Source organism: Variovorax monticola (assembly GCF_051216855.1).
GTDB lineage: Bacteria > Pseudomonadota > Gammaproteobacteria > Burkholderiales > Burkholderiaceae_C > Variovorax.
Genome location: NZ_JBPJZP010000002.1, coordinates 1,154,749 through 1,177,030, shown reverse-complemented (window position 1 = coordinate 1,177,030; position 22,282 = coordinate 1,154,749). Strand labels below are relative to the sequence as shown.

Sequence of the window (22,282 nt, the reverse complement as noted above, 5' to 3'; positions counted from 1 at the left end):
CACCAGGCGCTGCGGGGCTGAGGCCCTTGTCTTCTTCACTTCGCGCCCCAATGAAAAATGCCCCGCTGTTGCGGGGCATCTTGATCTAAGCGGCCGGCTGACTATTTACACAGCCTGTTCGGGGCGCTTTTTTTTCGTCCTGATTGCAGAAAAAACTGTCAACCGGCGGAGGCAGGCTCCGTTGAATGTCTACCTTCCGCAGGAAGGGCAATCCAAATCAACGAATTTCAAAGGATCTCTTCATGAACAAGCTGCTCGCCGCCCTGGTTGCCGGTCTCTTCGCTGCCGGTGCTTTCGCCCAACAAGCTGCTCCGACCACCGCCGCTCCCGCCGCCCCCAAGGTTGCCAAGCACGTGTCTGCCAAGAAGCATGTCGCGGTCAAGAAGCAAAAGGTTCGGCACGTGGCCAAGGCCCACACAGCCACCGCCAAGAAGGTGTAAGCTTTCTCGCTCACCGGCAATGCCCGCATCAGCGGGCATTTTTATTGGGTTTTTTGATGACGGCTGGACCCTGATCCCGCCCTGAAAGAGTTGTCCGATGTTCCAGCGTCTTGCCGCCCTGCTTCTCGTGTCTGCGTCCTTCATGATGACGGCGCACGCCCAGCAGCAACCCCAGACCGACCTGCCCCGCACGCAGCTGTCGGTCGGCCTGTACAAGATCGACACGCAGATCGCGCAAACGCCGCAGCAGCGTGAAATCGGCTTGATGTTCCGCAAGGAAATGCCGCAGGCCGAAGGCATGATCTTTGTGTTCGAGCAACCCGCCACGCAGTGCTTCTGGATGCGCAACACGATCCTGCCGCTGACCGCGGCCTTCGTTGCCGATGATGGCCGCATCGTCAACCTGGTCGACATGCAGCCCATGACCGAGAACTCGCATTGCTCATTGGAGCCAGTGCGCTACGTGCTCGAGATGAACCAGGGCTGGTTCGCCAAGAAGAACATCAAGAAGGGCGCCAAGCTCGGAGGCGAGTTGTTCTCAGCCACCAAACGCTGAGCATCCGCTGCCTTCAGCCCGCAAAAAAGCCGACCCGCGGTCGGCTTTCTCATTGGTGAAATCCGGGCTTAGCCGAAGTTCTTGGCCGCGAACTCCCAGTTGGCCAGCTTGGCCAGGAAGGTCTCGACGAACTTCGGACGCAGGTTGCGGTAGTCGATGTAGTAGGCGTGTTCCCAGACGTCCACGGTCAGCAGCGCGGTGTCTGCGGTCGTCAGCGGCGTGCCGGCGGCGCCGGTGTTCACGATGTCCACCGTACCGTCGGCCTTCTTCACCAGCCACGTCCAGCCCGAACCGAAGTTGCCCACGGCCGACTTCACGAAGGCTTCCTTGAACGCGTCGTAGCTGCCCCACTTGGCATCGATGGCCGCGGCCAGCGCGCCCGTCGGTGCACCGCCGCCCTGCGGCTTCATGCAGTTCCAGAAGAAGGTGTGGTTCCAGATCTGCGCGGCGTTGTTGTAGATGCCGCCGCTGGCCTTCTTCACGATTTCTTCCAGCGTCAGGGCTTCGAACTCGGTGCCCTTTTGCAGGTTGTTGAGGTTCACGACGTAAGCGTTATGGTGCTTGCCGTAGTGGTACTCGAGGGTTTCCTTCGAATACTCGGGTGCCAGGGCGTCGAGCGCGTACGGCAGGGGTGGGAGCACATGTTCCATGGTTTTTTCTCGTGGGTTGGTTGGGGGAATCACGGATTCTAGGAATTAATCATCGAGGCCGCGTCGGACGCGTGCCCGATGCATCGACCGGCTTGACGGTCAAGCCGACCTCTCCGTCGGCAAGCCTTGCCGTGACCGTGTCACCGGGAGCCAGTTGCTTCGCGCTGACGATCGCATGACCTTCGGTGTCCGTGAGCCAGGCGTACCCGCGTTGCAGGACCAGCGACGGATCGAGCAGCCGCAGGCGCAGGGCCACGCGCTCGAGGCGCTCTCGACGCTGAGTCAGCGCGCGGTCGAATTTCAACGGAAAGTCGGCCGCGATCGAACGCGGCACCTGCGCAAGGCGTTCGCGCCTCGACAGCACCGCGTACTGGAGACGCTGGGCATGGTGCGCCAGGCGAAGCTGCTGGCGTGCCACCAGGTTGGAGGGGCGGCCGAGGCGTCCCGCCGCCTGGTCCAGGCGCTGCCCGAGCGCATCGAGACGCCCCCCCAGTGCATCGCTCAGCCGCTCGTCGAGCAGATCGAGCGCACCGAGCCAAAGGTCACGCGGCGCGCTGACAAGTTCCGCCGCAGCCGTGGGCGTGGGCGCACGCAGGTCGGCACAGAAATCGGCGATGGTGAAGTCGGTTTCATGTCCGACTCCGCTGATGAGCGGTACCGGGCTTTGCACGATCGTGCGTGCCAGGGCCTCGTCGTTGAAGGCCCACAGGTCCTCGATCGAGCCGCCGCCGCGCACCAGCAGGATGACGTCGACAGCGGGCTCCAGGTCATAGAGCGACTGCAACGCCCGCACAAGTTCCGCCGGTGCATTGACCCCTTGCACTGCAGCCGGCGCAACCACGACCGGAATGTGCGGAACGCGCCGGCGTAGCGCGGTGATCACGTCGTGCAGGGCCGCCGCGCCCAGCGAAGTAACGACCCCGACCGCACGCGGCATGGCCGGCAACGCCCGCTTGCGCGCCGGATCGAACAGCCCTTCGGCCTCGAGCCGCGCCTTGCGCTGCATGAACTGCTCGAACAGGGCGCCCTGTCCGGCACGCCGCAGGCTTTCGACCACCAGTTGCAGATCGCCGCGCGGCTCGTAGACCGCAAGACGCCCACGCACCTCGACCTGATCGCCGTCGCGCGGCGAAAAGTCGAGCAGGCCGGCCGCGCGGCGGAACATCGCGCAGCGCAACTGGCCGGACTCGTCCTTGAGCGAGAAATAACAGTGTCCGCTGGACGCTCGTGAAAATCCGGAGATCTCGCCGCGAACAGCGACGGGGTTGAAGCGTGCGTCGAGCGCGTCGGCCACAGCGCGGCACAAGGCGCCGACCGCCCACACGCGCGGGCCGGGCGCTGAATTCGTGTCACGCAAGCTCATGCGCTGCACGAGCGGCCCGAAGGCACTCTTCCACAACATGCCGCGAGGCCCGTGCCTGCGCCCTCCACACCGGAACAGGCGCACGAGTCCTCGTGCAAGCCATTGATTTCATTGAAAAAAGTGCTGCTCAAAATTCAGTCGTTTCAGCGAAAAGGCCGCCCCATGCGGGTTTGGACGCGTTACGCAGCAGGTTAGTCACAAAGTTATCCACAGAATCTGTGCGTCTCTGCCGACACCCAAACAAGGCGCGTGCCGATGGTGGGCTCAGTGGATAATCGCCGCGCATTTGCAGTCTACGGACCGGAGGATTTTCTTGTTTTCCATCATAGTTGCCGCGGGTTGGCCCATCTGGCCCTTGCTCGCCTGTTCAGTCATTGCGCTCGCGCTGGTTATAGAACGTTTCACGAGTCTGAAGACCGTGAGGGTGTTTCCGCCCAAGCTGCTGGACGAAACCATCACCGTGTCGCACGCCGCCATTCCGGGGCCCGACGTGGTGACCAAGCTGGAAGGCAACTCGATGCTCGGCCAGGTTCTGGCGGCCGGCCTGCGCGCACTCAACGCCAACCCGCGCTGCACCGAAGACGACCTGCGCGCCGCCATGGAGGCCGCGGGCCGCACCGTGGCGCACAAGCTGGAGCGCTACCTCCCTGCCCTGTCCACCATCGCCTCGGCCGCCCCGTTGCTGGGCCTGCTGGGCACGGTGATCGGCATGATCGAGATCTTCGGATCGCAATCGCCGGGCAGCGGAGCCGTCGGCGCGGGCAACCCGGCGCAACTGGCGCACGGCATCTCGATTGCGCTGTACAACACGGCCTTCGGCCTGATCGTGGCCATTCCGACGTTGATCTTCTGGCGCTACTTCCGCAGCCGCGTCGACGGATACCTGCTGAACCTGGAGCTCTCCGGCGAGCGCTTTGCCCGCCACCTGAACGCCCTGCGCAAATGATGATCGCCACGCTGCCCGGCGGAGGCACGCCATGACCCGCGGCCGCATGCAGTTCCGCCACGGCGCGCGCGACGAGCCGGAGATCAACCTGATCCCGTTCATCGACGTGCTGCTGGTGATCCTGATCTTCCTGATGCTTTCGACCACCTACAGCAAGTTCACGGAGATGCAGCTGCGGCTGCCGACGGCGGACGTCGACGCGCAGCGCGACTATCCGAAGGAAGTGATCGTCGCCGTGTCGGCCGACGGCCGTTACTCGGTCAACAAGACCGCATTGCCCGACCGCAGCGTGGAGACCGTCGCCGCCGCACTCGCCGCCGCGGCCACCGGCGGCAAGGACAGCGTGGTGATCATCAGCGCCGACGCCACCAGCCCGCACCAGGCCGTGGTCACGGTCATGGAGGCCGCGCGTCGTGCCGGCCTGATGCAGATCACCTTCGCCGCCCAGTCGACGGCGCAAGCCGGGCACTGAGTGCCTCCTTCCGAAGGCCGCGGCAGCAGCGGCGCACCCTCGGCCTCGCGGCTGCAAGTCGCGTGGCTGCGGCGCGGCCCTTTGGCATGCCTGTTGTGGCCGCTGTCGCTGCTGTATGCGGCGCTCTTCGCCACTAGGGGCTGGCTGTATCGCTTCGGATGGCTGCGGACCGAGCGCGTGCCGGTGCCGGTGATCGTGGTCGGCAATGTGATCGCAGGCGGAGCCGGCAAGACGCCGGTGGTGATGGCCGTGGTGCAACACCTGCGTGCGCGCGGGCTGGTGGTGGGCGTGGTGTCGCGCGGCTACGGCCGGCGCACGGACGACTGCCGTGAAGTGCTCGGCGACAGCGACCCGCTGGACGTCGGCGACGAGCCGGCGCTGATTCATCGCGCGAGCCAGGCGCCCGTGTTCGTGGCGCGCAGGCGCGTCGAAGCGGCGCGCGCATTGCTCGCCAGGCATCCTGCCACGCAAGTCATCGTCAGCGACGACGGGCTGCAGCACCTGGCGCTGGCGCGCGACATCGAAATCTGCGTTTTCGACGACCGAGGGATCGGCAACGGCTGGCAATTGCCCGCCGGCCCATTGCGCGAAGCCTGGCCCCGCGCCTGCGACCTGGTGTTGCACAGCGGAGCAAACCCGGCCTTCGCCGGGGGCTACACAGCCACGCGCCACCTCGCGCAGAACGCCCTGACCCTTGACGGCAAGCGCGTGCCATTGGGCACGCTCGCCGGCTTGCCCTTGATTGCCACGGCGGCCATTGCAAGGCCCGAGGCCTTCTTCGACATGCTGCGCGCGCGCGGCCTCACGCTCGCCGAGACCGTGCCCTTGCCGGACCACTACGACTTCGAAGATTGGCAGCGCCCGGCCGCAGACGCACGAACCCTGGTCTGCACTGAAAAAGATGCCGTCAAGCTGTGGCGCAAAGCCCCCGATGCGCTGGCGGTGCCGCTGGTGTTCGCGCCCTCCCCCGAATTCTTCACCGCGCTCGACGCAAAGCTATCATCGCTCGATGGATACCAAGCTGCTTGAACTGCTCGTCTGCCCCGTCACCAAAGGTCCGCTGACCTGGAACCCCGAGAAGCAGGAACTCTGCTCGCGCAGCGCGCGCCTCGCCTACCCGGTGCGCGACGGCATTCCGGTACTGCTCGAAAACGAAGCCCGCACGCTGTCCGACGAAGAGCTCGGGCTGTGAGCTTCACCGTCCTGGTGCCGGCGCGCCTGGCGTCGACACGGCTTCCCAACAAACCCCTGGCCGACATCGCCGGCGTGCCCATGGTGGTGCGCGTAGCCCGGCGCGCCAGCGAATCCGGCGCCTCGCGCGTGGTGGTCGCCGGCGACGACGCCTCTATCGTTTCGGCGTGCAAGGCGCATGGCGTCGAGGCCATCCTGACCAGGCAAGACCACGCCAGCGGCACCGACCGGCTGGCCGAAGCCTGCGAACAACTGGGCCTGGACGGCAACGACATCGTGGTGAACGTCCAGGGAGACGAACCGCTGATCGATCCTGCGCTGATCGACGCCGTGGCGTCCACGCTCGCCAGCCACGCGGAAGCCGACATGAGTACCGCGGCCCACGTGATCGATTCGATCGCCGATTTCATGAATCCAAACGTGGTGAAGGCCGTGCTCGATGCGCAAGGCAACGCCATGTACTTCAGCCGCGCGCCCATTCCATGGTGGCGCGACGGCTCCGCCAACGGCGCGGCGCCGAGCGTGCTGCCCACGCCCGCACCGTTGCGGCACATCGGCATCTATGGCTACCGCGCGGGCTTCGTGCGCAAGTTTCCTTTGCTGCCGCCCGCCCCCGTCGAGGCAACCGAGGCGCTGGAACAACTGCGCGCACTGTGGCACGGGCACCGCATTGCGGTGCATGTGAGCCACGTGGCACCCGGCCCGGGCATCGACACGCCTGAAGACCTCGCACGGGTGCGCGCGGTCTTTGCCTCCGGCCGCACGGCCTGAGAAGACCGCCCCACCGGCGGGAAACGCGGGGATTTCTCCGGGGGCACGCATGCTATCCTCGAAGCAATTCCGCCTTGCCCAGCCCTCGGGCCAATGCTTGGTGCGACACAAAATCTAAGAACCGTCCGAGGACACCATGAGACTAATTTTGCTGGGCGCGCCCGGGGCGGGCAAAGGCACGCAAGCGGCCTTCATTTGCCAGAAATACAGCATTCCCCAAATCTCGACCGGCGACATGCTGCGCGCCGCCGTCAAGGCCGGTACGCCGCTGGGGCAGCAGGCCAAGGCCATCATGGACGCGGGCGCTCTGGTCAGCGATGACCTGATCATCAATCTGGTGAAGGAACGCATTGCGCAGGCCGACTGCGCCAGCGGATTTCTGTTCGACGGCTTCCCGCGCACCATTCCCCAGGCCGACGCCATGAAGGCAGCCGGCGTCAAACTCGACTACGTGCTTGAGATCGACGTGCCCTTCAGCGACATCATCGAACGCATGAGCGGGCGCCGTTCGCACCCGGCCTCGGGCCGCACCTACCACGTCAAGTTCAACCCGCCCAAGGTGGAAGGCAAGGACGACGTCACGGGTGAAGACCTGATCCAGCGCGAGGACGACAAGGAAGAAACCGTGGGCAAGCGGCTGGACGTATACAGCCAGCAGACGCGCCCGCTGGTCGACTACTACTCGGCATGGGCCAAGGCCGACCCCGCCGCCTCGCCGAAGTACCGCGCCATCAAGGGCGTGGGCACAGTCGATGAAATCACCCAGCGCGCTCTGGCCGCACTGAGCAGCTGATTTCGCAGCCGCCCTCGGCCATTTGCACAGGGCGGCTTCTTCTTCCTTACCCGAGCAGTTCCAGCATCAGCGCGATGCGCGCCTTTACTGGAGTCCACGCGCCCGCGTCGCGCAACTGCTCGCCTCCCGTCGGAAGGATGCGCCCATTCGCGCATCGCGTCGCGCGAATCACCGCCACACCTTCGGACTCAGCCTTCAGCGCGGCTTTTTCGAGCGCATGGTGCAACGTGCCGTTGCCAGTCGCTGCCAGCACCAGTCCTCGCAGCGGCGCGGCACTCGCCGAGCCACCGGACAGAACGAGCGCATCGACCAGCGCCCCGCTGGCGCCCGCATGGCTCATGACGATCTCGACGCGCGGCCATTGCAATGCGCCTTCATTGACGACCTTCGCCGTGTGCGACGCAGCAGCTTCGGGCCATCCCCGGACCAGGCGCACTTCGCCTTCCTCCACATAGCCCACCGGCCCGGCATCGCCTGACGCAAAGGCATCGAGCCGGTAGGTGTGGGTCTTCTGGATGTCCAAACCGCTGTGGATGGTTCCAGCGCACACCGCTGTCACGCCCCGCGCGCCTGCCGTGGCAGCAACGCCGATGGCGTCCCGGACATTCTGGGGTCCATCAGGCGCCAGCGCAGTCGCGGGTCGCATCGCGCAGGTCAGCACCACGGGCTTGGTCGCAGCCAGCACGGTGTGCAGGAAGAAGGCAGTTTCCTCGAGCGTGTCCGTGCCGTGCGTGATCACGATGCCCGCCACGTCCGGCTGCGCGAGCCAATGCGCGCAGCGTTGCGCCAGCTTCTGCCACACCTCGAAGGACATGTCCTTGCTGTCGAGTTGCGCCACCTGCTCCGCCACCAGCGTCACGCCGGCGGGCGCGATGCCGCCCAGCAGGTCCGCCACGCCGACCTGCCCGGCGGTGTAGCCGATGTTGTCGCCGCTGCTGGCGGCCTTGCCGGCAATGGTGCCGCCGGTGCCCAGGACCACCACACGACGCAGTTCGGACGAAAGGGAATTGACCATGACTTGTCAACTTCTAAAAACTGGTTAAAAATACAGCTACTGGATATCTACCCAGTGCCGCAAGGAACCACATATGCAGTTCGCCGTGAAGCTTACAGCCCGCCAGCAGCAGATCCTGGACTTGATCCAGAGCGCCATCGCACGCACCGGCGCGCCGCCCACGCGCGCCGAAATCGCCAATGAACTGGGGTTCAAGTCGGCCAATGCCGCCGAAGAACACCTTCAGGCGCTGGCCCGCAAGGGCGTGATCGAACTCGTCAGCGGCACCTCGCGCGGCATCCGCCTCAAGGGCGACGCCCTGCGTTCGCTCAACGAAACGCGCCACCGCGAAGGCGGCCAGTTCTCGCTCTCGCTGCCCGGCATGGCCCAGTTGGCGCTGCCGCTCATCGGTCGTGTCGCGGCTGGCTCGCCCATCCTGGCGCAAGAGCATGTCGACCAGACCTACTACGTCGAGAACACGCTGTTCCAGCGCCAGCCCGACTACCTGCTGAAGGTGCGCGGCATGTCGATGCGCGACGCCGGCATCATGGACGGCGACCTGCTCGCCGTTCAGGCCACCAAGGAAGCGCGCAATGGGCAGATCGTGGTTGCGCGACTGGGCGAAGAGGTGACCGTCAAGCGCCTGAAGCGCAACAAGCAGGTCATCGAGCTCCACGCCGAAAACCCCGACTACCCGACCATCATCGTGCAGCCGGGAGAGCCCTTCGAAATCGAAGGCCTCGCGGTCGGGCTCATCCGCAACACCATGCTCATGTAGGCCCATGGCCTGCTGACAGCAGCACCTCATCCGGCCGCGACAGGTGGCGGGCGTATGGCGCAAGGTCGCCATCACCCTGTCGCGGCCGATTCAAGAAATCCTGCCTGTGTTCAACCTCATACTTTTTTGGAGTTCACATGGGAATCGCCCTCCTCGCCATCGCTGATTTCTGGATGCCGCTGCAATCGCTGGCCAACCGCCTGATTCCGGCGCGCCGGCCCCACGCCAGGGACCGACTCGACCCCAACGACACGTCCGCCGGATTGCGCTACGTCGCCGTGCGCCCCGCTTGCACCACCCGCGCCGGCAGCAACGCTTCGGCGCCCGAGGTCGCCACGGCCCCTGCACGCCCCCTGCGCGTGGTTCGCGTGGTCGACGGCAAAGGCCAGCAGCGCAATAACCGCGTCGTGATCTCCGGGCGCATGGCCGACGTGTGCGACGAGCTCGACCGGCTGGCCGCCATCGAAGCCGCCGAAACCCTGGCCACGGTCCACCGATCGACGCGCCTGCACTGAGGCGAACACTCCCCGGGCGTGGCTTGGAAGCCGCCCCGGGGCTGGGTATCCAAACGTTCACCGGTGCGACATGCCGATGCTGCGAGGCACAATGGCACGCCATGAACATTGTGATCCTCGACGACTACCAGGACGCGGTGCGCAAGTTGCGCTGCGCCGCCAAGCTGGACGCGTACGCGGCCAAGGTCTACACCAACACGGTGAAAGGCATCGGGCAGTTGTCGGTCCGCCTCAAGGACGCCGACGTGATCGTGCTGATTCGCGAGCGCTCCCAGATTTCTCGCCAGCTCATCGAAAAGCTGCCCAAGCTCAAGCTCATTTCGCAGACCGGGCGCGTCGCCGGCCACATCGACGTGGCGGCCTGTACCGAGCGCGGCGTGGCGGTGGCAGAGGGCTCGGGCTCTCCGCAGGCGCCCGCCGAGCTCACCTGGGCGCTCATCATGGCCGCCATGCGCAGGCTGCCGCAGTACATCAGCAACCTCAAGCACGGCGCGTGGCAGCAATCCGGGCTCAAGTCGGCGTCGATGCCGCCCAACTTCGGACTCGGCTCGGTGCTCAAGGGCAAGACGCTGTGCATCTGGGGCTATGGCCGCATCGGCCAACTCGTGGCGCGCTACGGGCAGGCTTTCGGCATGCAGGTCGTGATCTGGGGGCGTGAAGCCAGCTGCGCCAAGGCCCGTTCCGACGGCTTCCAGGTCGCGCAGAACCGCCACGAATTCTTTGCCGCCGCCGACGTGCTGTCGGTGCATCTGCGGCTCAACGAAGAAACCAACGGGCTCATCACACTGGAAGACCTGTCCCGCATGAAACCGACGGCGCTGTTCGTCAACACCTCGCGCGCCGAACTGGTCGAAGCCGACGCCTTGCTCGCCGCGCTCAACCGCGGCCGCCCGGGGCTGGCCGCCATCGACGTGTTCGAGAGCGAACCGCCGCTGCAGGGCCACGCGCTGCTGCGGCTGGAAAACTGCATCTGCACGCCGCACATCGGCTACGTGGAGCAGGAAAGCTACGAGAGCTACTTTGGCCAGGCGTTCGACAACGTCGTGAGCTACATCAACGGCAATCCCACGAACATCGTGAACCCGGGCGCGCTGCAGGTCCGCCGGTGAGCCTGGCCGCGCCGCAGCGTGCGTCGCAACGCGCGCTCTGGGCGCTGCTTGCCGGCAATTTCGTGATCGGCACCGGCGTGATGGTGGTGCCGGGCACGCTCAATGAAATCAGCATGTCGCTGTCCGTCGGCGTCGCCACCGCAGGGCAATTGATCACGGCTGCCGCGGTGGTGATGTGCATCGGCGCGCCGCTGCTGGCCGCCGCTGTAGCGGGCTGGGACCGCCGCCGGCTGCTGGCCCTCACCATGCTCTGGTATGCCGCCGGGCACCTGATCGCGGCTTGGATGCCGAGCTTCGGCGCCTTGCTGCCGGTGCGCATGCTCACGGTCATCGCGCCGGCCATCTTCACCCCGCAGGCCGCGGCGTGCGTCGGCCTGCTGGTGCCGGCGGAGCAGCGCGGGCGCGCCGTCACCTTCGTCTTTCTGGGCTGGTCCATGGCCTCGGTGCTGGGCCTGCCCATCGGCGCGTTGATCGGCGGCCATCTGGGCTGGCGCATGGCCTTCATGGCAATTGCCGCGCTCAGTGTCGCGAGCGCCGCATCGATCTGGCTGACCTTGCCGAACGGCATCCGTCCCGCGGTGCTGACGGCGGCGGCCTGGTCGCGTGTGCTGCGCAGCCCGGTGCTGATGGGCATCGTCTCGGTCACGGCGCTGCAGGGCGCGGGCCAGTTCGTGCTGTCCAGCTATTTCGGCCCGATCCTCAAGCAGAGCTACGGGGCCGACGCGACCGCGCTCAGCATCATCTGGGCGCTGTTCGGCGCGTTCGGCCTGATCGGCAACATGGTGGTCAGCCGCTACATCGACCGTGTCGGCGCTGGGCGCATGGTGCTGATCACCAGCGCGTTGATCGCCCTGACCCTGCTGCTGTGGCCGCTGGCTTCCACGCTCGCCTGGCTGGCCGTGGTGCTGGTGCCCTGGGGTCTGGGCTGCTTCGCGACCAATTCGGCCCAGCAGGCGCGCCTGGTGGGCCTTGCGCCGGCCCTCGCGCCGGGCTCGGTGGCCCTGAACAGCTCGGGCATCTACACCGGCCAGGCGGTGGGCGCGGCACTCGGCGGCTGGCTGCTGGCCAACAACGCGGCGGCCTGGATGAGCTGGCTCGGCCTCGCGGTGCTGCTGGTGGCCATGGTGCTGAGCGTGGCCATCGACCGCAGCGGCCGGCCGGCTTGACGGCCAAAACCGGCCCCCGCGTAAAACCCGTCACGCCCCGTGCACGCGGCGCTGCAAAATCGGAGCCTTCGACAGCATGCCCGCGGCACCTGCCCCATCGCCTGCGCGGCAGGCCCGGAACCCATCCAACCATTGAAGATTTCCAGCAAATGACAGTGAACTACACCCGAATCGGCGTCGTCGGCGCCGGGGCCATGGGTCGCGGCATCGCGCAGATTGCCGCCCAGGCAGGCAGCGACGTGCTGTTGCTCGACAGCTTCGCAGGCGCCGCCGAGCGCGGGCGCGAAGCCCTCGTCGCCCAGTGGAACAAGCTGCACGAAAAAAACAAGATCGATGCCGCCACGCGCGATGCGTACATCGCCCGTGTGAAGGCCGTCGATGCAGTCCAGGCGCTGGCCGGCTGCGACTTGGTGGTCGAGGCGGTGGTCGAAGACCTCGAGGTCAAGCGCAAGCTGTTTCGCGAACTCGAAGGTGTGGTCGCCGACACCGCCACGCTGGTCACCAACACCTCGTCGCTCTCCGTAACCGCCATCGCCGCCGGGCTCCAGCGCCCCGAGCGCTTCGCGGGCTTCCACTTCTTCAACCCCGTGCCCCTGATGAAGGTGGTCGAAGTGGTGGCGGGCTTCAAGACCTCGTCCGAGGTGTGCGCGCAACTGGCCGGCTACGCCAGGCAGATGGGCCACAGCGCCGTGCAGGCGCAGGACACCCCCGGCTTCATCGTGAACCACGCCGGCCGCGGCTACGGCACCGAGGCGCTGCGCATCGTCGGCGAAGGCGTGGCCGACTTCGCGACCATCGACCGCATCCTGAAAGACCAGGCGGGCTTTCGCCTCGGCCCGTTCGAGCTGCTGGACCTGACCGCGCTCGACGTGTCGCATCCGGTGATGGAATCGATCTACCACCAGTACTTCGAAGAGCCGCGCTTCCGCCCGAGCGTGATCACCGCGCAGCGCCTGGCCGCCGGCGTGCTGGGCCGCAAGACAGGCGAAGGCTTCTACCGCTACACCGACGGTGTGATGCAGCAGACGCCCGAGGCCCCGCCCCCGGTGGTCGAAGGCACGCCCTCGGTCTGGGTGTCGCCCCGTGCCGCGCGCCGCGCCGAGCTGTTGCGCCTCGTGAACACGCTGGGCGCGCAGATCGACAGCGGCACCGCGCCGGCCGCGCATTCGCTGATCCTCGTGGCCCCCTTGGGTTTCGACGTGACCACGGTCGCCGCGGTCGAGCGCCTGGACGCCACGCGCACCGTCGGCATCGACATGCTGATCGACGACGCGGCCACCAGGCGCCGCGTGCTCGCCACCAACCCGGCAACGCGCCGCGACATGCGCGAGACCGCGCACGCCCTGTTCGCGCGCGACGGCAAGGCCGTGAGCGTGATCCGCGACAGCGGCGGCTTCGTCACGCAGCGCGTGGTCGGCGCCATCGTCAACATCGCGGCGGACATGTGCCAGCAGCGCGTGTGCACGCCGGCCGACCTGGAGACCGCCGTGCAGCTGGGCCTGGGCTACCCGCGCGGCCCGCTCGCCATGGGCAACCTCTACGGCCCGACCAACATGCTCGAGGTGCTGTTCAACCTGCAGACCGTGTACGGCGATCCGCGCTATCGCCCGAGCCCGTGGCTGCGCCGCCGCGGTGCGCTGGGCCTGAGCCTGCTGCACGAAGAAGAATAAGAAGCCGGAGACACGCAATGACCGCCGAACTCAAGAGCACCAGCGAAGGCAGCACCATGGTGCTGACGATCGCCAACCCCGCCCAGCGCAACGCACTGGGCCCCGAGATCTACGCCGCGGGCATCGAGGCGCTCAACGGCGCCGAGGGCAGCAGCGAGATCCGCAGCGTGGTCATCGTGGGCGAAGGCGCCTGGTTCTGCGCTGGCGGCTCGCTGCAGCGGCTTCTGGCCAACCGCCAGCTCGACCGCTCGGTGCAGGCCGAGAGCATCGAGGGCCTGCACAACTGGATCGATTCGATCCGCACCTTCCCCAAGCCGATCATCGCGGCGGTAGAAGGCGCGGCGGCCGGCGCGGGCTTTTCGCTCGCCCTGGCCTGCGACTTCGTGGTGGCGGCGCGCGACGCGGTGTTCGCGGCCTCATACAGCAACGTGGCGCTGTCGCCCGACGGCGGCCTGAGCTGGCACCTGGGGCGGCAGCTGCCGCGCCAGCTGGCGAGCGAATGGCTCATGAACGGCGAGCGCATCGATGCGGCGCGCCTGCATGCGCACGGCCTGGTCAACGAGCTCACGGAAAGCGGGCAGGCGCTGGCGGGTGCACTGGCCCTGGCCACGAAGCTCAACGCACGCGCGCCGAACTCGCTGGCCAGCATCAAGGAGCTGCTGAGCGACGCGCGCGGCGCCACGCTGGCGTCGCAGCTCTCGCAGGAGCGCGACCACTTCGTGCGCAACCTCCACCATGCGAACGCCGGTATCGGCATTGCCGCGTTCCTCGACAAGAAACCACCCCGGTACGAGTGACGCAGCGCTGCGTCGCTCCCGTGACACCCCCCGCCTTTTCAGTCGCCGAGAGGACAGACCAATGGACGACCCCATTCTTACTATCGAAGAACGTGAAGCGATCAACAGTGGTCGCTGGTTTTCTTCCCTATCCCCATCGCTACGGCACGACATCCTCCGATGTGCTTTCGTCAAACGCTTCAAGGACGGCGACCTGATCGCTGCCCGCGGCGACCCGCCCGAACACTGGATCGCCTGCGCCAGGGGCGCGGTCCGCGTGAGCTCGACGGCCGTCTCGGGCAAGCAGGTGACGCTGACCTACGTGGAGCCGGGCATTTGGTTCGGCGACGTGGCGATGTTCGACGGGGACAGGCGCACGCACGACAGCTACTCGCACGGCGACAGCACGATCCTGTGCGTGGCACGCGCGGACTTCCAGAAGATTCTGGCGTCGCACGTGGAGCTGTACGAAGCGCTGATGCGGCTGCAGGCGCGCCGCATCCGCACGCTGTTCGGGCTGGTGGAAGACTTGAACACCCTGCCCCTGCGGGCACGGCTGGCCAAGCAGCTCATCCACCTGGTACGCAGCTACGGCGTACCCAGCCTGGAGGACGGCAGCCAGACGCGCATCGGCCTGCAGCTGGCGCAGGAAGAGCTGGCGCAACTGCTCGGCGCTTCGCGCCAGCGGGTCAACCAGGAGCTCAAGACCATGGAGCGCGAGGGCACCATCCGCATCGAGACCAGCGGCCTTGTGATCCTGGACCGCGCGGCGCTGATGCGCGTCTCCGAAGCTGAAAACTAGAACGCAAGACAAAACCGACATGAGCCAGGACTTCTCCAACTTCATCGGCACCCGTGCCGTCTCGCAACAGCATGCCTTCGATGTCGACGCGCTTGCCGCCTGGCTCGAGAAGAACCTCGACGGATTCCAGGGTCCGCTGAGCGTCGAGATGTTCAAGGGTGGCCAGTCGAACCCGACCTACAAGCTCGTCACGCCGTCGCAAAGCTACGTGATGCGCGCCAAGCCGGGCCCGGTCGCCAAGCTGCTGCCCTCGGCCCATGCGGTGGAGCGCGAATTCAAGGTCATGCGCGGCCTCGCCGGCACCGACGTGCCCGTGCCGCGCATGCACTGCCTGTGCGAGGACGAGGGCGTCATCGGCCGCGCCTTCTACGTCATGGAATTCATGCAGGGCCGCGTGCTCTGGGACCAGTCGCTGCCCGGCATGAGCAACGCCGAGCGCGCCGCCATCTACGACGAGATGAACCGCGTGATCGCCGCGCTGCACACGGTGAAATTCGCCGAGCGCGGCCTGGCCGACTACGGCAAGCCGGGCAACTACTTCGAGCGCCAGATCGGCCGCTGGAGCAAGCAGTACGTGGCCTCCGTCACCCAACCCATTCCCGAGATGGACAAGCTGATGGAATGGCTGCCCGCCCACATGCCCGCGAGCGCGCGCGACGAGTCGATGGTGTCGATCGTGCACGGCGACTTCCGGCTCGACAACATCATGTTCCACGCCACCGAGCCGCGCGCCATCGCCGTGCTCGACTGGGAGCTGTCCACCCTGGGCCATCCGCTGGCCGACTTCAGCTACCACTGCATGTCGTGGCACATCTCGGGCGAGACCTTCCGCGGCATCGGTGGCCTGGACCACAAGAGCCTGGGCATTCCGACCGAGAGCGAATACATCCGCAGGTACTGCGAGCGCACGGGCCTCACCACGCCCGAGGCGCTGGCACCCGACTGGAACTTCTACCAGGCCTACAACCTGTTTCGCATGGCCGCGATCCTGCAAGGCATTGCCAAGCGGGTCGAGGCAGGCACCGCATCGAGCGAGCAAGCCGTGGCCTCCGGTCGCGGCGCGCGCCCCATGGCCGAAATGGCCTGGCAGTTCGCTCAAAAGGCGTAACGGCTTCAACGGCCTTCCCACATCACACAAGACCCACCAGGAGACACAAGATGGACTTCGAATACTCGGCCAAGACCAAAGACCTGCAGAAACGCGTCAAGGCGTTCATGGACGACAACATCTACCCGGCCGAAGCCGAGTACAGCGCAGAGCTGGCCGCCAACACGGTGGCCGGCAAGCGTTGGAGCGCGCTGAAGACCGTCGAGAAGGTCAAGGACAAGGCCAAGGCTCAGGGCCTGTGGAACCTGTTCCTGCCGGTCGACAGCGCTTCTGCCTCTGGCTACGCGGGCGCCGGCCTGACCAACCAGGAATACGCGCCCCTGGCCGAGATCATGGGCGCGGTGCCGTGGGCGAGCGAGGCCTTCAACTGCTCGGCGCCGGACACCGGCAACATGGAGACCATTGCGCGCTACGGCTCGGAAGACATCAAGGCGCGTTGGCTCAAGCCGCTGCTCGAAGGCGAAATTCGTTCGGCCTTCGCCATGACCGAGCCCGATGTGGCCTCCAGCGACGCCACCAACATCGCGACGCGCATCGAGCGCCAGGGCGACGAGTACGTGATCAACGGCCACAAGTGGTGGATTTCCGGTGCGGCCGATCCGCGCTGCGCGGTGTTCATCACCATGGGCAAGACCGACCCCGACGCACCCCGCCATTCGCAGCAGAGCATGGTCATCGTGCCGGCGGACGCCAAGGGCATCCGCATCGTGCGCCCGCTCAATGTGATGGGCTACGACGATGCGCCGCACGGCCACGTCGAGATGCACTTCGAGAACGTGCGCGTGCCGGTAGGCAACATCCTGCTCGGCGAAGGCCGCGGCTTCGAGATCGCACAGGGCCGCCTCGGCCCCGGACGCATCCACCACTGCATGCGCCTGATCGGCCTGGCCGAGCGCGCGCTCGAACTGATGTGCAAGCGCGCCTCGTCGCGCGTGGCCTTCGGCAAGACCGTGGCGTCGCAGACCGTGACGCAGGAACGCATCGCCGAAGCACGCTGCAAGATCGACATGGCGCGCCTGCTCACGCTCAAGGCCGCCTGGCTGATGGACGTGGCCGGCAACAAGGTCGCCAAGAACGAGATCGCCATGATCAAGGTCGTCGCGCCTACCATGGCTTGCCAGGTGATCGACTGGGCCATGCAGGTTCACGGCGGCGGCGGCATGTGCGACGACTTCCCGCTCGCCAATGCCTACGCGCATGCGCGTACGCTGCGCTTCGCGGACGGTCCGGACGAAGTGCACCGCAACGCGATCGCCAAGTGGGAACTGGGCCGCTACGCGCCCAACAAGGCCGATGCCGACATGCCGGTGACGCGCTTCTGATTGTTGTGTTCCCCCTCTCCCTTGCGGGGAGAGGGTTGGGGTGAGGGCCGACGGCGTTGCACACGCCCCGGCCCTTTTTCTTTGTCAGAGCTTCTTCTGCAGAAAAATCGCGTGGCCGAAGGCCGGGTCGAGCTGGTAACCCTCGAACCCTTCGCGCTCGTAGGTGCGCAGCGCCGGCGCATTGCCCGACAGCACTTCGAGCGTGAGCTTGCAGGCGCCACGCCGACGCGCCTCCTCTTCCACCAGCGCGAACATTTGCTGCGCCACGCGCTGGCCGCGGTGGCTGGACAAGACCGCCACGTCGTGCACGTTCACCAGCGGCTTGCAGGCGAAGGTCGAGAAGCCCTCGATGCAGTTGACCAGGCCCACGGGCTGCGCGCCGTCGTAAGCCAGCACGCTGAACGCCTGCGGACGCGCGGCCAGCGCCGCAGGCAGGCTCTTGCGCACGGCCGCGTCGAGTGGTGTGCCACCGCCCGCCGGGTCGCTGGCATAGGCGTCGAGCAGGTCGACCAGCGCAGCGGCCTGCGCCGCGTCGCGGTAGTCGACCATGCGGACTTCGATCCGCGTCATTGGGCGGGCAGGAGCGTGGCTGCGAGACGTTTCGCGCAAGACTCGGCCTGTGCCGTGTCCTGCGCCTCGACCATCACGCGCACCAGCGGCTCGGTCCCGCTCGCACGGATCAGCACGCGGCCCGCGTCGCCGAGCTCGGCCTCGATGCGCTCGGTTTCGCTGGCCAGCGCCTGGTTGTCCTTCCAGTTCTGGTCGGGTGAGATGCGAACGTTGATGAGCGTCTGCGGGAACAGCGTGACGCCTTCGAGCAGTTGCGCCACCGTCTTGCCGCTGCGCACGCACGCCTGCAGCACCTGCAGCGCGCTCACGATGCCGTCGCCCGTGGTGTGGCGGTCCAGAGCCAGCAGGTGGCCCGAGCCTTCGCCGCCCAGGATCCAGCCGCGCTTGTCTAGCTCCTCCAGCACGTAGCGGTCGCCGACCTTGGCGCGCACGAACTCGATGCCCTGCTTGCGCAGCGCGACTTCCACCGCCTTGTTGGTCATCAGCGTGCCGACCACGCCCACCGGCTTTTCGCCGCGTTCGATGCGTTCGGCCACCATCAGGTAGAGCAGCTCGTCGCCGTTGAACAGGCGCCCGCTGGCGTCGACCAGTTGCAGGCGGTCCGCGTCGCCGTCGAGGGCGATGCCGTAGTGGGCTTTCTGCGCCGTCACCGCGGCGACCAGCGCCTGGGGATGCGTGGCGCCAACGTCCTTGTTGATGTTGAGGCCGTCCGGCGACACGCCGATGCTGGTCACTTCCGCGCCCAGTTCATGGAACACGTTGGGCGCCACCTGGTAGGCCGCGCCGTGCGCGGCGTCGACCACCAGCTTCATGTCGCGCAGCGTCAGGTCGTTGGCGAAGGTGCTCTTGCAGAACTCGATGTAGCGCCCGGGCGCATCGTTGAGGCGGCGGGCCTTGCCGAGGTTGACGGAATCGACCCACACGGGGGCTTCTTCCAGCGCGGCTTCCACAGCCAGTTCCCACGCATCGTCGAGCTTGGTGCCCTGTGCGCTGAAGAACTTGATGCCGTTGTCGGGGTAGGCGTTGTGGCTGGCGCTGATCACCACGCCGAGGCTGGCGCGCTGGGCGCGCGTGAGGTACGCAACGCCAGGCGTGGGCAGCGGGCCGAGCAGCACCACGTCGACGCCGGCCGAGTTGAAGCCCGACTCGAGCGCCGATTCGAGCATGTAGCCGGAAATGCGGGTGTCCTTGCCGATCAGCACCGTGGGGCGAGACTGGGTCTTCTTGAGCACGCGGCCTACGGCGTGTGCGAGGCGCAGCACGAAGTCGGGGGTGATGGGTGCCTGGCCGACGGTGCCGCGGATGCCGTCGGTACCGAAATATTTGCGGGTCATGGTTGTGGCTTCTGTTCTTGTGTTTGTTGGGGTTGCTGGTCGCGCAGGGCGCGCCATACCGCGAGGGCCGCCACGGTGTCGCGCACGTCGTGCACGCGCACCACGGCCGCGCCGCGGTCGACTGCCAGCACCGCCGCGGCAACACTGGGCACGATGCGTTCACCGGCCACCTCGATGCCCGTGACCGCCCCGATCGACGACTTGCGCGACCAGCCCAGCAGCAGCGGCAGCCCGCCTGCGAGCAGTTCGCGCTGGCGCGCCAGCAAGGCGAAATTCTGTGCCACGGTCTTGCCGAAACCGATGCCGGGGTCGAGCGTGATCCGGGAAAAATCCACCCCCTGCGCCTGCAGAAGCCGCAACTGCGCCGCGAGGAAGCACAGTACCTCGGGAATCACGTCGCCCACCATGGGTACGGCCTGCATGGTCCGAGGGTCGCGGTGCATGTGCATCAGGCAGATGCCGCACGAAGGGTGCGCCGCCACGGCGTCACGCGCGCCGGGCTGGCGCAGCGCCCAGACATCGTTGACGATGTCCGCGCCCAGGTCGAGCACGGCGCGCATGACCTCGGGCTTGTAGGTGTCGACGGAGATCGGCACGCCGAGCTTCACAGCCTCGCGCACCACGGGCAGCACGCGCGACAGCTCTTCGTCGAGCGGCACCGCAGGGCTGCCGGGGCGGGTCGATTCGCCGCCGATGTCGAGGATGTCGGCGCCTTCTTTCATCAACTGCTCGCAGTGCTTCAACGCCGTGCCGGTGGAGGCATGCGCGCCGCCGTCGGAGAAGGAGTCGGGCGTGACGTTGACGATGCCCATCACGCGCGGCTGCGAGAGATCGATCCTGAAGCGCGAGGTCTGCCAGACCGTGCCCGGCACAGGCCCATGAAAAACGGGGCCAGAGGCCCCGTTGTTGCTTGATTGCAAGCCCACCTCAGGCTGCGGTCGGCGCCGGGTCGGTATTGACCGCCGGCGTGCCGCCACTGCCACCGCCGCTGCCCGAAGGAGGGGTGCGCGGCGTCCAGTCCTTGGGCGGACGCGGTGCGCGGCCGGCCATGATGTCGTCGAGCTGTTCGGAGTCGATGGTTTCCCATTCGAGCAGCGCCTTCGCCATCGCGTGCATCTTGTCGCTGTTCGCCTCGATCAGGCCGCGCGCCAGGGCGTACTGCTCGTCGATGATGCGGCGAACTTCGCCGTCGACCTTTTCCATCGTCTGCTCGCTCATGTTGGTCGTCTTGGTGACCGAGCGGCCCAGGAACACTTCGCCTTCGTTCTCGGCGTAGACCATCGGGCCCAGCGCGTCGGTCATGCCGTAGCGCGTGACCATGTCGCGGGCGATGGAGGTCGCGCGCTCGAAATCGTTGCTGGCGCCGGTGGTCATCTGGTGCATGAACACCTCTTCGGCGATACGGCCACCGAACAGCATGCTGATCTGGTTCAGCATGTACTCGCGGTCGTAGCTGTAGCGGTCTTGCGCCGGCAGGCTCATCGTCACGCCCAGGGCGCGACCACGCGGAATGATCGTGACCTTGTGGACCGGGTCGCACTTGGGCAGCAGCTTGCCGATGAGGGCGTGGCCGGACTCGTGATACGCGGTGTTGCGGCGCTCTTCCTCGGGCATGACCATGCTCTTGCGCTCAGGGCCCATGAAGATCTTGTCCTTGGCCTTCTCGAAGTCCTGCATCTCGACCACGCGCGCATTGCGCCGAGCAGCCATCAAGGCAGCTTCGTTGCACAGGTTGGCCAGGTCAGCGCCGGACATGCCGGGCGTGCCGCGGGCGATCACGCTCGGGTTCACGTCCTGGCCCAGCGGGACCTTGCGCATGTGCACACCGAGAATCTGTTCGCGGCCGCGGATGTCGGGCAGCGTGACGTACACCTGACGGTCGAAACGGCCGGGGCGCAGCAGAGCGGCGTCCAGGATGTCGGGGCGGTTGGTGGCAGCCACCACGATCACGCCCAGGTTGGTTTCGAAACCGTCCATCTCGACCAGCATCTGGTTCAAGGTCTGTTCGCGCTCGTCATTGCCGCCGCCGAGACCGGCGCCACGCTGACGTCCCACCGCATCGATTTCGTCGATGAAGATGATGCAGGGTGCGTTCTTCTTGGCGTTCTCAAACATGTCGCGCACGCGGGCCGCGCCCACGCCGACGAACATTTCAACGAAGTCGGAACCCGAGATCGAGAAGAAAGGGACCTTGGCTTCGCCGGCGATCGACTTGGCCAGAAGGGTCTTGCCGGTGCCGGGAGGGCCGACCAGCAGCAGCCCGCGGGGAATGCGACCACCGAGCTTCTGGAAGCGTTGCGGGTCTTTCAGGAAGTCCACGACTTCACGGACTTCTTCCTTGGCCTCGTCGCAACCCGCGACATCGGCGAAAGTGACCGTGTTGTTGTTCTCGTCCATCATGCGGGCCTTGCTCTTGCCGAAGCTGAACGCCCCGCCCTTGCCGCCGCCCTGCATCTGGCGCATGAAGTAGATCCAGACGCCGATCAGCAGCAGCATCGGGCCCCAGCTGACCAGCAGCGTCATGAGGAGCGAGCCCTCTTCGCGCGGCTTGACGTCGAACTTGACGTTGTGGTCGATCAGGTCGCCCACGAGGCCGCGGTCGAGCACCGTGGCGGTCGTGCGGATCTTGCGATCGTCGTTGGTGACGGCGATGATCTCGCCGCCGCCGGCGCCTTCAGGGATGACGGCACTCTTGACTTGGTTATTCCGGACCTGGTCCAGAAACTCGGAGTAGCTGACTGCTCCAGAGCCGACGCCACCGCGGGTGTCGAACTGCTTGAACACAGTGAACAACACCATGGCAATGACGAGCCATACGGCAACTTTGGAAAACCACTGATTGTTCAAACGAAGCTCCAGTCGAAAGCGCGTGACGAGGATATGAAAAAACGCGCTATGGGTACGCAATTGCGCCCCATTTTAGGCTTTTCAAGCTGCGAAAAGCGGGCATTTCCCT

Annotated in this window: 24 protein-coding genes; 17 read left to right on the top strand and 7 right to left on the bottom strand. The window is 66.5% G+C overall.

What is annotated here, in order from left to right; translation table 11 throughout:
- The first annotated feature begins 242 nt into the window (after positions 1-242).
- Positions 243-440, top strand: a complete 198-nt coding sequence (locus ACSFA5_RS11170; RefSeq protein WP_435444060.1) for a hypothetical protein — start codon at positions 243-245, stop codon at positions 438-440.
- Positions 441-537: 97 nt separating this feature from the next.
- Positions 538-996 carry a DUF192 domain-containing protein gene (locus tag ACSFA5_RS11165; RefSeq protein WP_435444059.1) on the top strand — a complete coding sequence of 153 codons (459 nt, stop codon included), beginning with the start codon at positions 538-540 and terminating at the stop codon, positions 994-996.
- Between the two features lie 68 nt (positions 997-1,064).
- On the opposite strand, the gene ACSFA5_RS11160 is transcribed toward ACSFA5_RS11165, so the two are convergent.
- Both ACSFA5_RS11160 and xseA read right to left on the bottom strand, forming a co-directional pair.
- Positions 1,065-1,646, bottom strand: coding sequence for a superoxide dismutase (locus tag ACSFA5_RS11160; RefSeq protein ID WP_435444058.1), 582 nt, complete (start codon positions 1,644-1,646; stop codon positions 1,065-1,067).
- Positions 1,647-1,695: 49 nt separating this feature from the next.
- Positions 1,696-3,009, bottom strand: a complete 1,314-nt coding sequence (gene xseA / locus ACSFA5_RS11155; RefSeq protein ID WP_435444101.1) for an exodeoxyribonuclease VII large subunit — start codon at positions 3,007-3,009, stop codon at positions 1,696-1,698.
- A 313-nt stretch (positions 3,010-3,322) separates the two neighbouring features.
- Here xseA and ACSFA5_RS11150 point away from each other — a divergent pair, with 313 nt between their 5' ends.
- From ACSFA5_RS11150 to adk, 6 genes are all read left to right on the top strand, one after another.
- On the top strand, positions 3,323-3,955 hold the full coding sequence (locus tag ACSFA5_RS11150) for a MotA/TolQ/ExbB proton channel family protein (RefSeq protein ID WP_435444057.1): 633 nt from the start codon (positions 3,323-3,325) through the stop codon (positions 3,953-3,955).
- A 46-nt stretch (positions 3,956-4,001) separates the two neighbouring features.
- Positions 4,002-4,427: an ExbD/TolR family protein gene (locus tag ACSFA5_RS11145; protein ID WP_435444100.1), complete on the top strand. Its 426-nt coding sequence runs from the start codon at positions 4,002-4,004 to the stop codon at positions 4,425-4,427.
- Positions 4,428-5,456 (top strand): tetraacyldisaccharide 4'-kinase, encoded by a 1,029-nt coding sequence (gene lpxK, locus ACSFA5_RS11140; protein WP_435444056.1) that lies wholly within the window; start codon positions 4,428-4,430, stop codon positions 5,454-5,456.
- A complete protein-coding gene (locus ACSFA5_RS11135; RefSeq protein WP_007836935.1) occupies positions 5,437-5,619 on the top strand; it encodes a Trm112 family protein in 183 nt (60 codons plus the stop codon). Before lpxK ends, ACSFA5_RS11135 begins: the two co-directional genes overlap by 20 nt.
- Positions 5,616-6,389: a 3-deoxy-manno-octulosonate cytidylyltransferase gene (gene kdsB, locus ACSFA5_RS11130; RefSeq protein ID WP_435444055.1), complete on the top strand. Its 774-nt coding sequence runs from the start codon at positions 5,616-5,618 to the stop codon at positions 6,387-6,389. Before ACSFA5_RS11135 ends, kdsB begins: the two co-directional genes overlap by 4 nt.
- A gap of 136 nt (positions 6,390-6,525) precedes the next feature.
- Positions 6,526-7,182 carry an adenylate kinase gene (gene adk, locus ACSFA5_RS11125; protein ID WP_435444054.1) on the top strand — a complete coding sequence of 219 codons (657 nt, stop codon included), beginning with the start codon at positions 6,526-6,528 and terminating at the stop codon, positions 7,180-7,182.
- Between the two features lie 46 nt (positions 7,183-7,228).
- Here adk and ACSFA5_RS11120 read toward each other — a convergent pair whose 3' ends face one another.
- Positions 7,229-8,197 carry an asparaginase gene (locus ACSFA5_RS11120; RefSeq protein ID WP_435444053.1) on the bottom strand — a complete coding sequence of 323 codons (969 nt, stop codon included), beginning with the start codon at positions 8,195-8,197 and terminating at the stop codon, positions 7,229-7,231.
- Positions 8,198-8,270: 73 nt separating this feature from the next.
- On the opposite strand from ACSFA5_RS11120, the gene lexA reads away from it, so the two are divergent.
- The 9 genes from lexA to ACSFA5_RS11075 all read left to right on the top strand — a co-directional run bounded on the left by lexA (position 8,271) and on the right by ACSFA5_RS11075 (position 17,422).
- Positions 8,271-8,954 (top strand): transcriptional repressor LexA, encoded by a 684-nt coding sequence (lexA, locus tag ACSFA5_RS11115; RefSeq protein WP_435436004.1) that lies wholly within the window; start codon positions 8,271-8,273, stop codon positions 8,952-8,954.
- A 137-nt stretch (positions 8,955-9,091) separates the two neighbouring features.
- A complete protein-coding gene (locus ACSFA5_RS11110) occupies positions 9,092-9,469 on the top strand; it encodes a hypothetical protein (RefSeq protein WP_435444052.1) in 378 nt (125 codons plus the stop codon).
- 101 nt (positions 9,470-9,570) lie between these two features.
- A complete protein-coding gene (locus ACSFA5_RS11105) occupies positions 9,571-10,578 on the top strand; it encodes a D-2-hydroxyacid dehydrogenase family protein (protein ID WP_435444051.1) in 1,008 nt (335 codons plus the stop codon).
- Entirely contained in the window at positions 10,575-11,744 is a 1,170-nt protein-coding gene (locus tag ACSFA5_RS11100; RefSeq protein WP_435444050.1) for an MFS transporter, read from the top strand. The genes ACSFA5_RS11105 and ACSFA5_RS11100 overlap by 4 nt, the downstream gene beginning before the upstream one ends.
- 149 nt (positions 11,745-11,893) lie before the next feature.
- Positions 11,894-13,414 carry a 3-hydroxyacyl-CoA dehydrogenase gene (locus ACSFA5_RS11095; protein WP_435444049.1) on the top strand — a complete coding sequence of 507 codons (1,521 nt, stop codon included), beginning with the start codon at positions 11,894-11,896 and terminating at the stop codon, positions 13,412-13,414.
- Between the two features lie 17 nt (positions 13,415-13,431).
- Positions 13,432-14,211 carry an oxepin-CoA hydrolase, alternative type gene (locus ACSFA5_RS11090; RefSeq protein ID WP_435444048.1) on the top strand — a complete coding sequence of 260 codons (780 nt, stop codon included), beginning with the start codon at positions 13,432-13,434 and terminating at the stop codon, positions 14,209-14,211.
- Between the two features lie 61 nt (positions 14,212-14,272).
- Positions 14,273-14,992 carry a Crp/Fnr family transcriptional regulator gene (locus ACSFA5_RS11085; protein WP_435444047.1) on the top strand — a complete coding sequence of 240 codons (720 nt, stop codon included), beginning with the start codon at positions 14,273-14,275 and terminating at the stop codon, positions 14,990-14,992.
- A gap of 19 nt (positions 14,993-15,011) precedes the next feature.
- Positions 15,012-16,100: a phosphotransferase gene (locus ACSFA5_RS11080; RefSeq protein WP_435444046.1), complete on the top strand. Its 1,089-nt coding sequence runs from the start codon at positions 15,012-15,014 to the stop codon at positions 16,098-16,100.
- Between the two features lie 50 nt (positions 16,101-16,150).
- Complete coding sequence (locus ACSFA5_RS11075) at positions 16,151-17,422, top strand: acyl-CoA dehydrogenase family protein (protein WP_435444045.1); 1,272 nt, start codon at positions 16,151-16,153, stop codon at positions 17,420-17,422.
- 84 nt (positions 17,423-17,506) lie between these two features.
- Here ACSFA5_RS11075 and ACSFA5_RS11070 read toward each other — a convergent pair whose 3' ends face one another.
- The 4 genes from ACSFA5_RS11070 to ftsH form a co-directional block, all read right to left on the bottom strand.
- Entirely contained in the window at positions 17,507-17,992 is a 486-nt protein-coding gene (locus ACSFA5_RS11070; RefSeq protein WP_435444044.1) for a GNAT family N-acetyltransferase, read from the bottom strand.
- Entirely contained in the window at positions 17,989-19,326 is a 1,338-nt protein-coding gene (gene glmM / locus ACSFA5_RS11065) for a phosphoglucosamine mutase (RefSeq protein WP_435444043.1), read from the bottom strand. The genes ACSFA5_RS11070 and glmM overlap by 4 nt, the downstream gene beginning before the upstream one ends.
- A complete protein-coding gene (gene folP / locus ACSFA5_RS11060; RefSeq protein ID WP_435444099.1) occupies positions 19,323-20,138 on the bottom strand; it encodes a dihydropteroate synthase in 816 nt (271 codons plus the stop codon). The genes glmM and folP overlap by 4 nt, the downstream gene beginning before the upstream one ends.
- A gap of 115 nt (positions 20,139-20,253) precedes the next feature.
- Entirely contained in the window at positions 20,254-22,173 is a 1,920-nt protein-coding gene (ftsH, locus tag ACSFA5_RS11055; protein WP_435444042.1) for an ATP-dependent zinc metalloprotease FtsH, read from the bottom strand.
- Between the last annotated feature and the right edge of the window lie 109 nt (positions 22,174-22,282).

Excerpts from the sequence above, each read along its gene's own strand:
- ACSFA5_RS11135 (WP_007836935.1), top strand. The coding sequence starts at position 5,437 with ATGGATACCAAGCTGCTTGAACTGCTCGTCTGCCCCGTCACCAAAGGT.
- folP (WP_435444099.1), bottom strand. The coding sequence starts at position 20,138 with ATGGGCATCGTCAACGTCACGCCCGACTCCTTCTCCGACGGCGGCGCG.
- glmM (WP_435444043.1), bottom strand. The coding sequence starts at position 19,326 with ATGACCCGCAAATATTTCGGTACCGACGGCATCCGCGGCACCGTCGGC.
- ACSFA5_RS11090 (WP_435444048.1), top strand. The coding sequence starts at position 13,432 with ATGACCGCCGAACTCAAGAGCACCAGCGAAGGCAGCACCATGGTGCTG.
- ACSFA5_RS11120 (WP_435444053.1), bottom strand. The coding sequence starts at position 8,197 with ATGGTCAATTCCCTTTCGTCCGAACTGCGTCGTGTGGTGGTCCTGGGC.
- xseA (WP_435444101.1), bottom strand. The coding sequence starts at position 3,009 with ATGAGCTTGCGTGACACGAATTCAGCGCCCGGCCCGCGCGTGTGGGCG.
- ACSFA5_RS11080 (WP_435444046.1), top strand. The coding sequence starts at position 15,012 with ATGAGCCAGGACTTCTCCAACTTCATCGGCACCCGTGCCGTCTCGCAA.
- ACSFA5_RS11160 (WP_435444058.1), bottom strand. The coding sequence starts at position 1,646 with ATGGAACATGTGCTCCCACCCCTGCCGTACGCGCTCGACGCCCTGGCA.
- ACSFA5_RS11085 (WP_435444047.1), top strand. The coding sequence starts at position 14,273 with ATGGACGACCCCATTCTTACTATCGAAGAACGTGAAGCGATCAACAGT.
- ACSFA5_RS11070 (WP_435444044.1), bottom strand. The coding sequence starts at position 17,992 with ATGACGCGGATCGAAGTCCGCATGGTCGACTACCGCGACGCGGCGCAG.
- ACSFA5_RS11095 (WP_435444049.1), top strand. The coding sequence starts at position 11,894 with ATGACAGTGAACTACACCCGAATCGGCGTCGTCGGCGCCGGGGCCATG.
- ACSFA5_RS11105 (WP_435444051.1), top strand. The coding sequence starts at position 9,571 with ATGAACATTGTGATCCTCGACGACTACCAGGACGCGGTGCGCAAGTTG.
- ACSFA5_RS11170 (WP_435444060.1), top strand. The coding sequence starts at position 243 with ATGAACAAGCTGCTCGCCGCCCTGGTTGCCGGTCTCTTCGCTGCCGGT.
- adk (WP_435444054.1), top strand. The coding sequence starts at position 6,526 with ATGAGACTAATTTTGCTGGGCGCGCCCGGGGCGGGCAAAGGCACGCAA.
- lexA (WP_435436004.1), top strand. The coding sequence starts at position 8,271 with ATGCAGTTCGCCGTGAAGCTTACAGCCCGCCAGCAGCAGATCCTGGAC.
- ACSFA5_RS11145 (WP_435444100.1), top strand. The coding sequence starts at position 4,002 with ATGCAGTTCCGCCACGGCGCGCGCGACGAGCCGGAGATCAACCTGATC.
- ACSFA5_RS11110 (WP_435444052.1), top strand. The coding sequence starts at position 9,092 with ATGGGAATCGCCCTCCTCGCCATCGCTGATTTCTGGATGCCGCTGCAA.
- ACSFA5_RS11165 (WP_435444059.1), top strand. The coding sequence starts at position 538 with ATGTTCCAGCGTCTTGCCGCCCTGCTTCTCGTGTCTGCGTCCTTCATG.
- ACSFA5_RS11075 (WP_435444045.1), top strand. The coding sequence starts at position 16,151 with ATGGACTTCGAATACTCGGCCAAGACCAAAGACCTGCAGAAACGCGTC.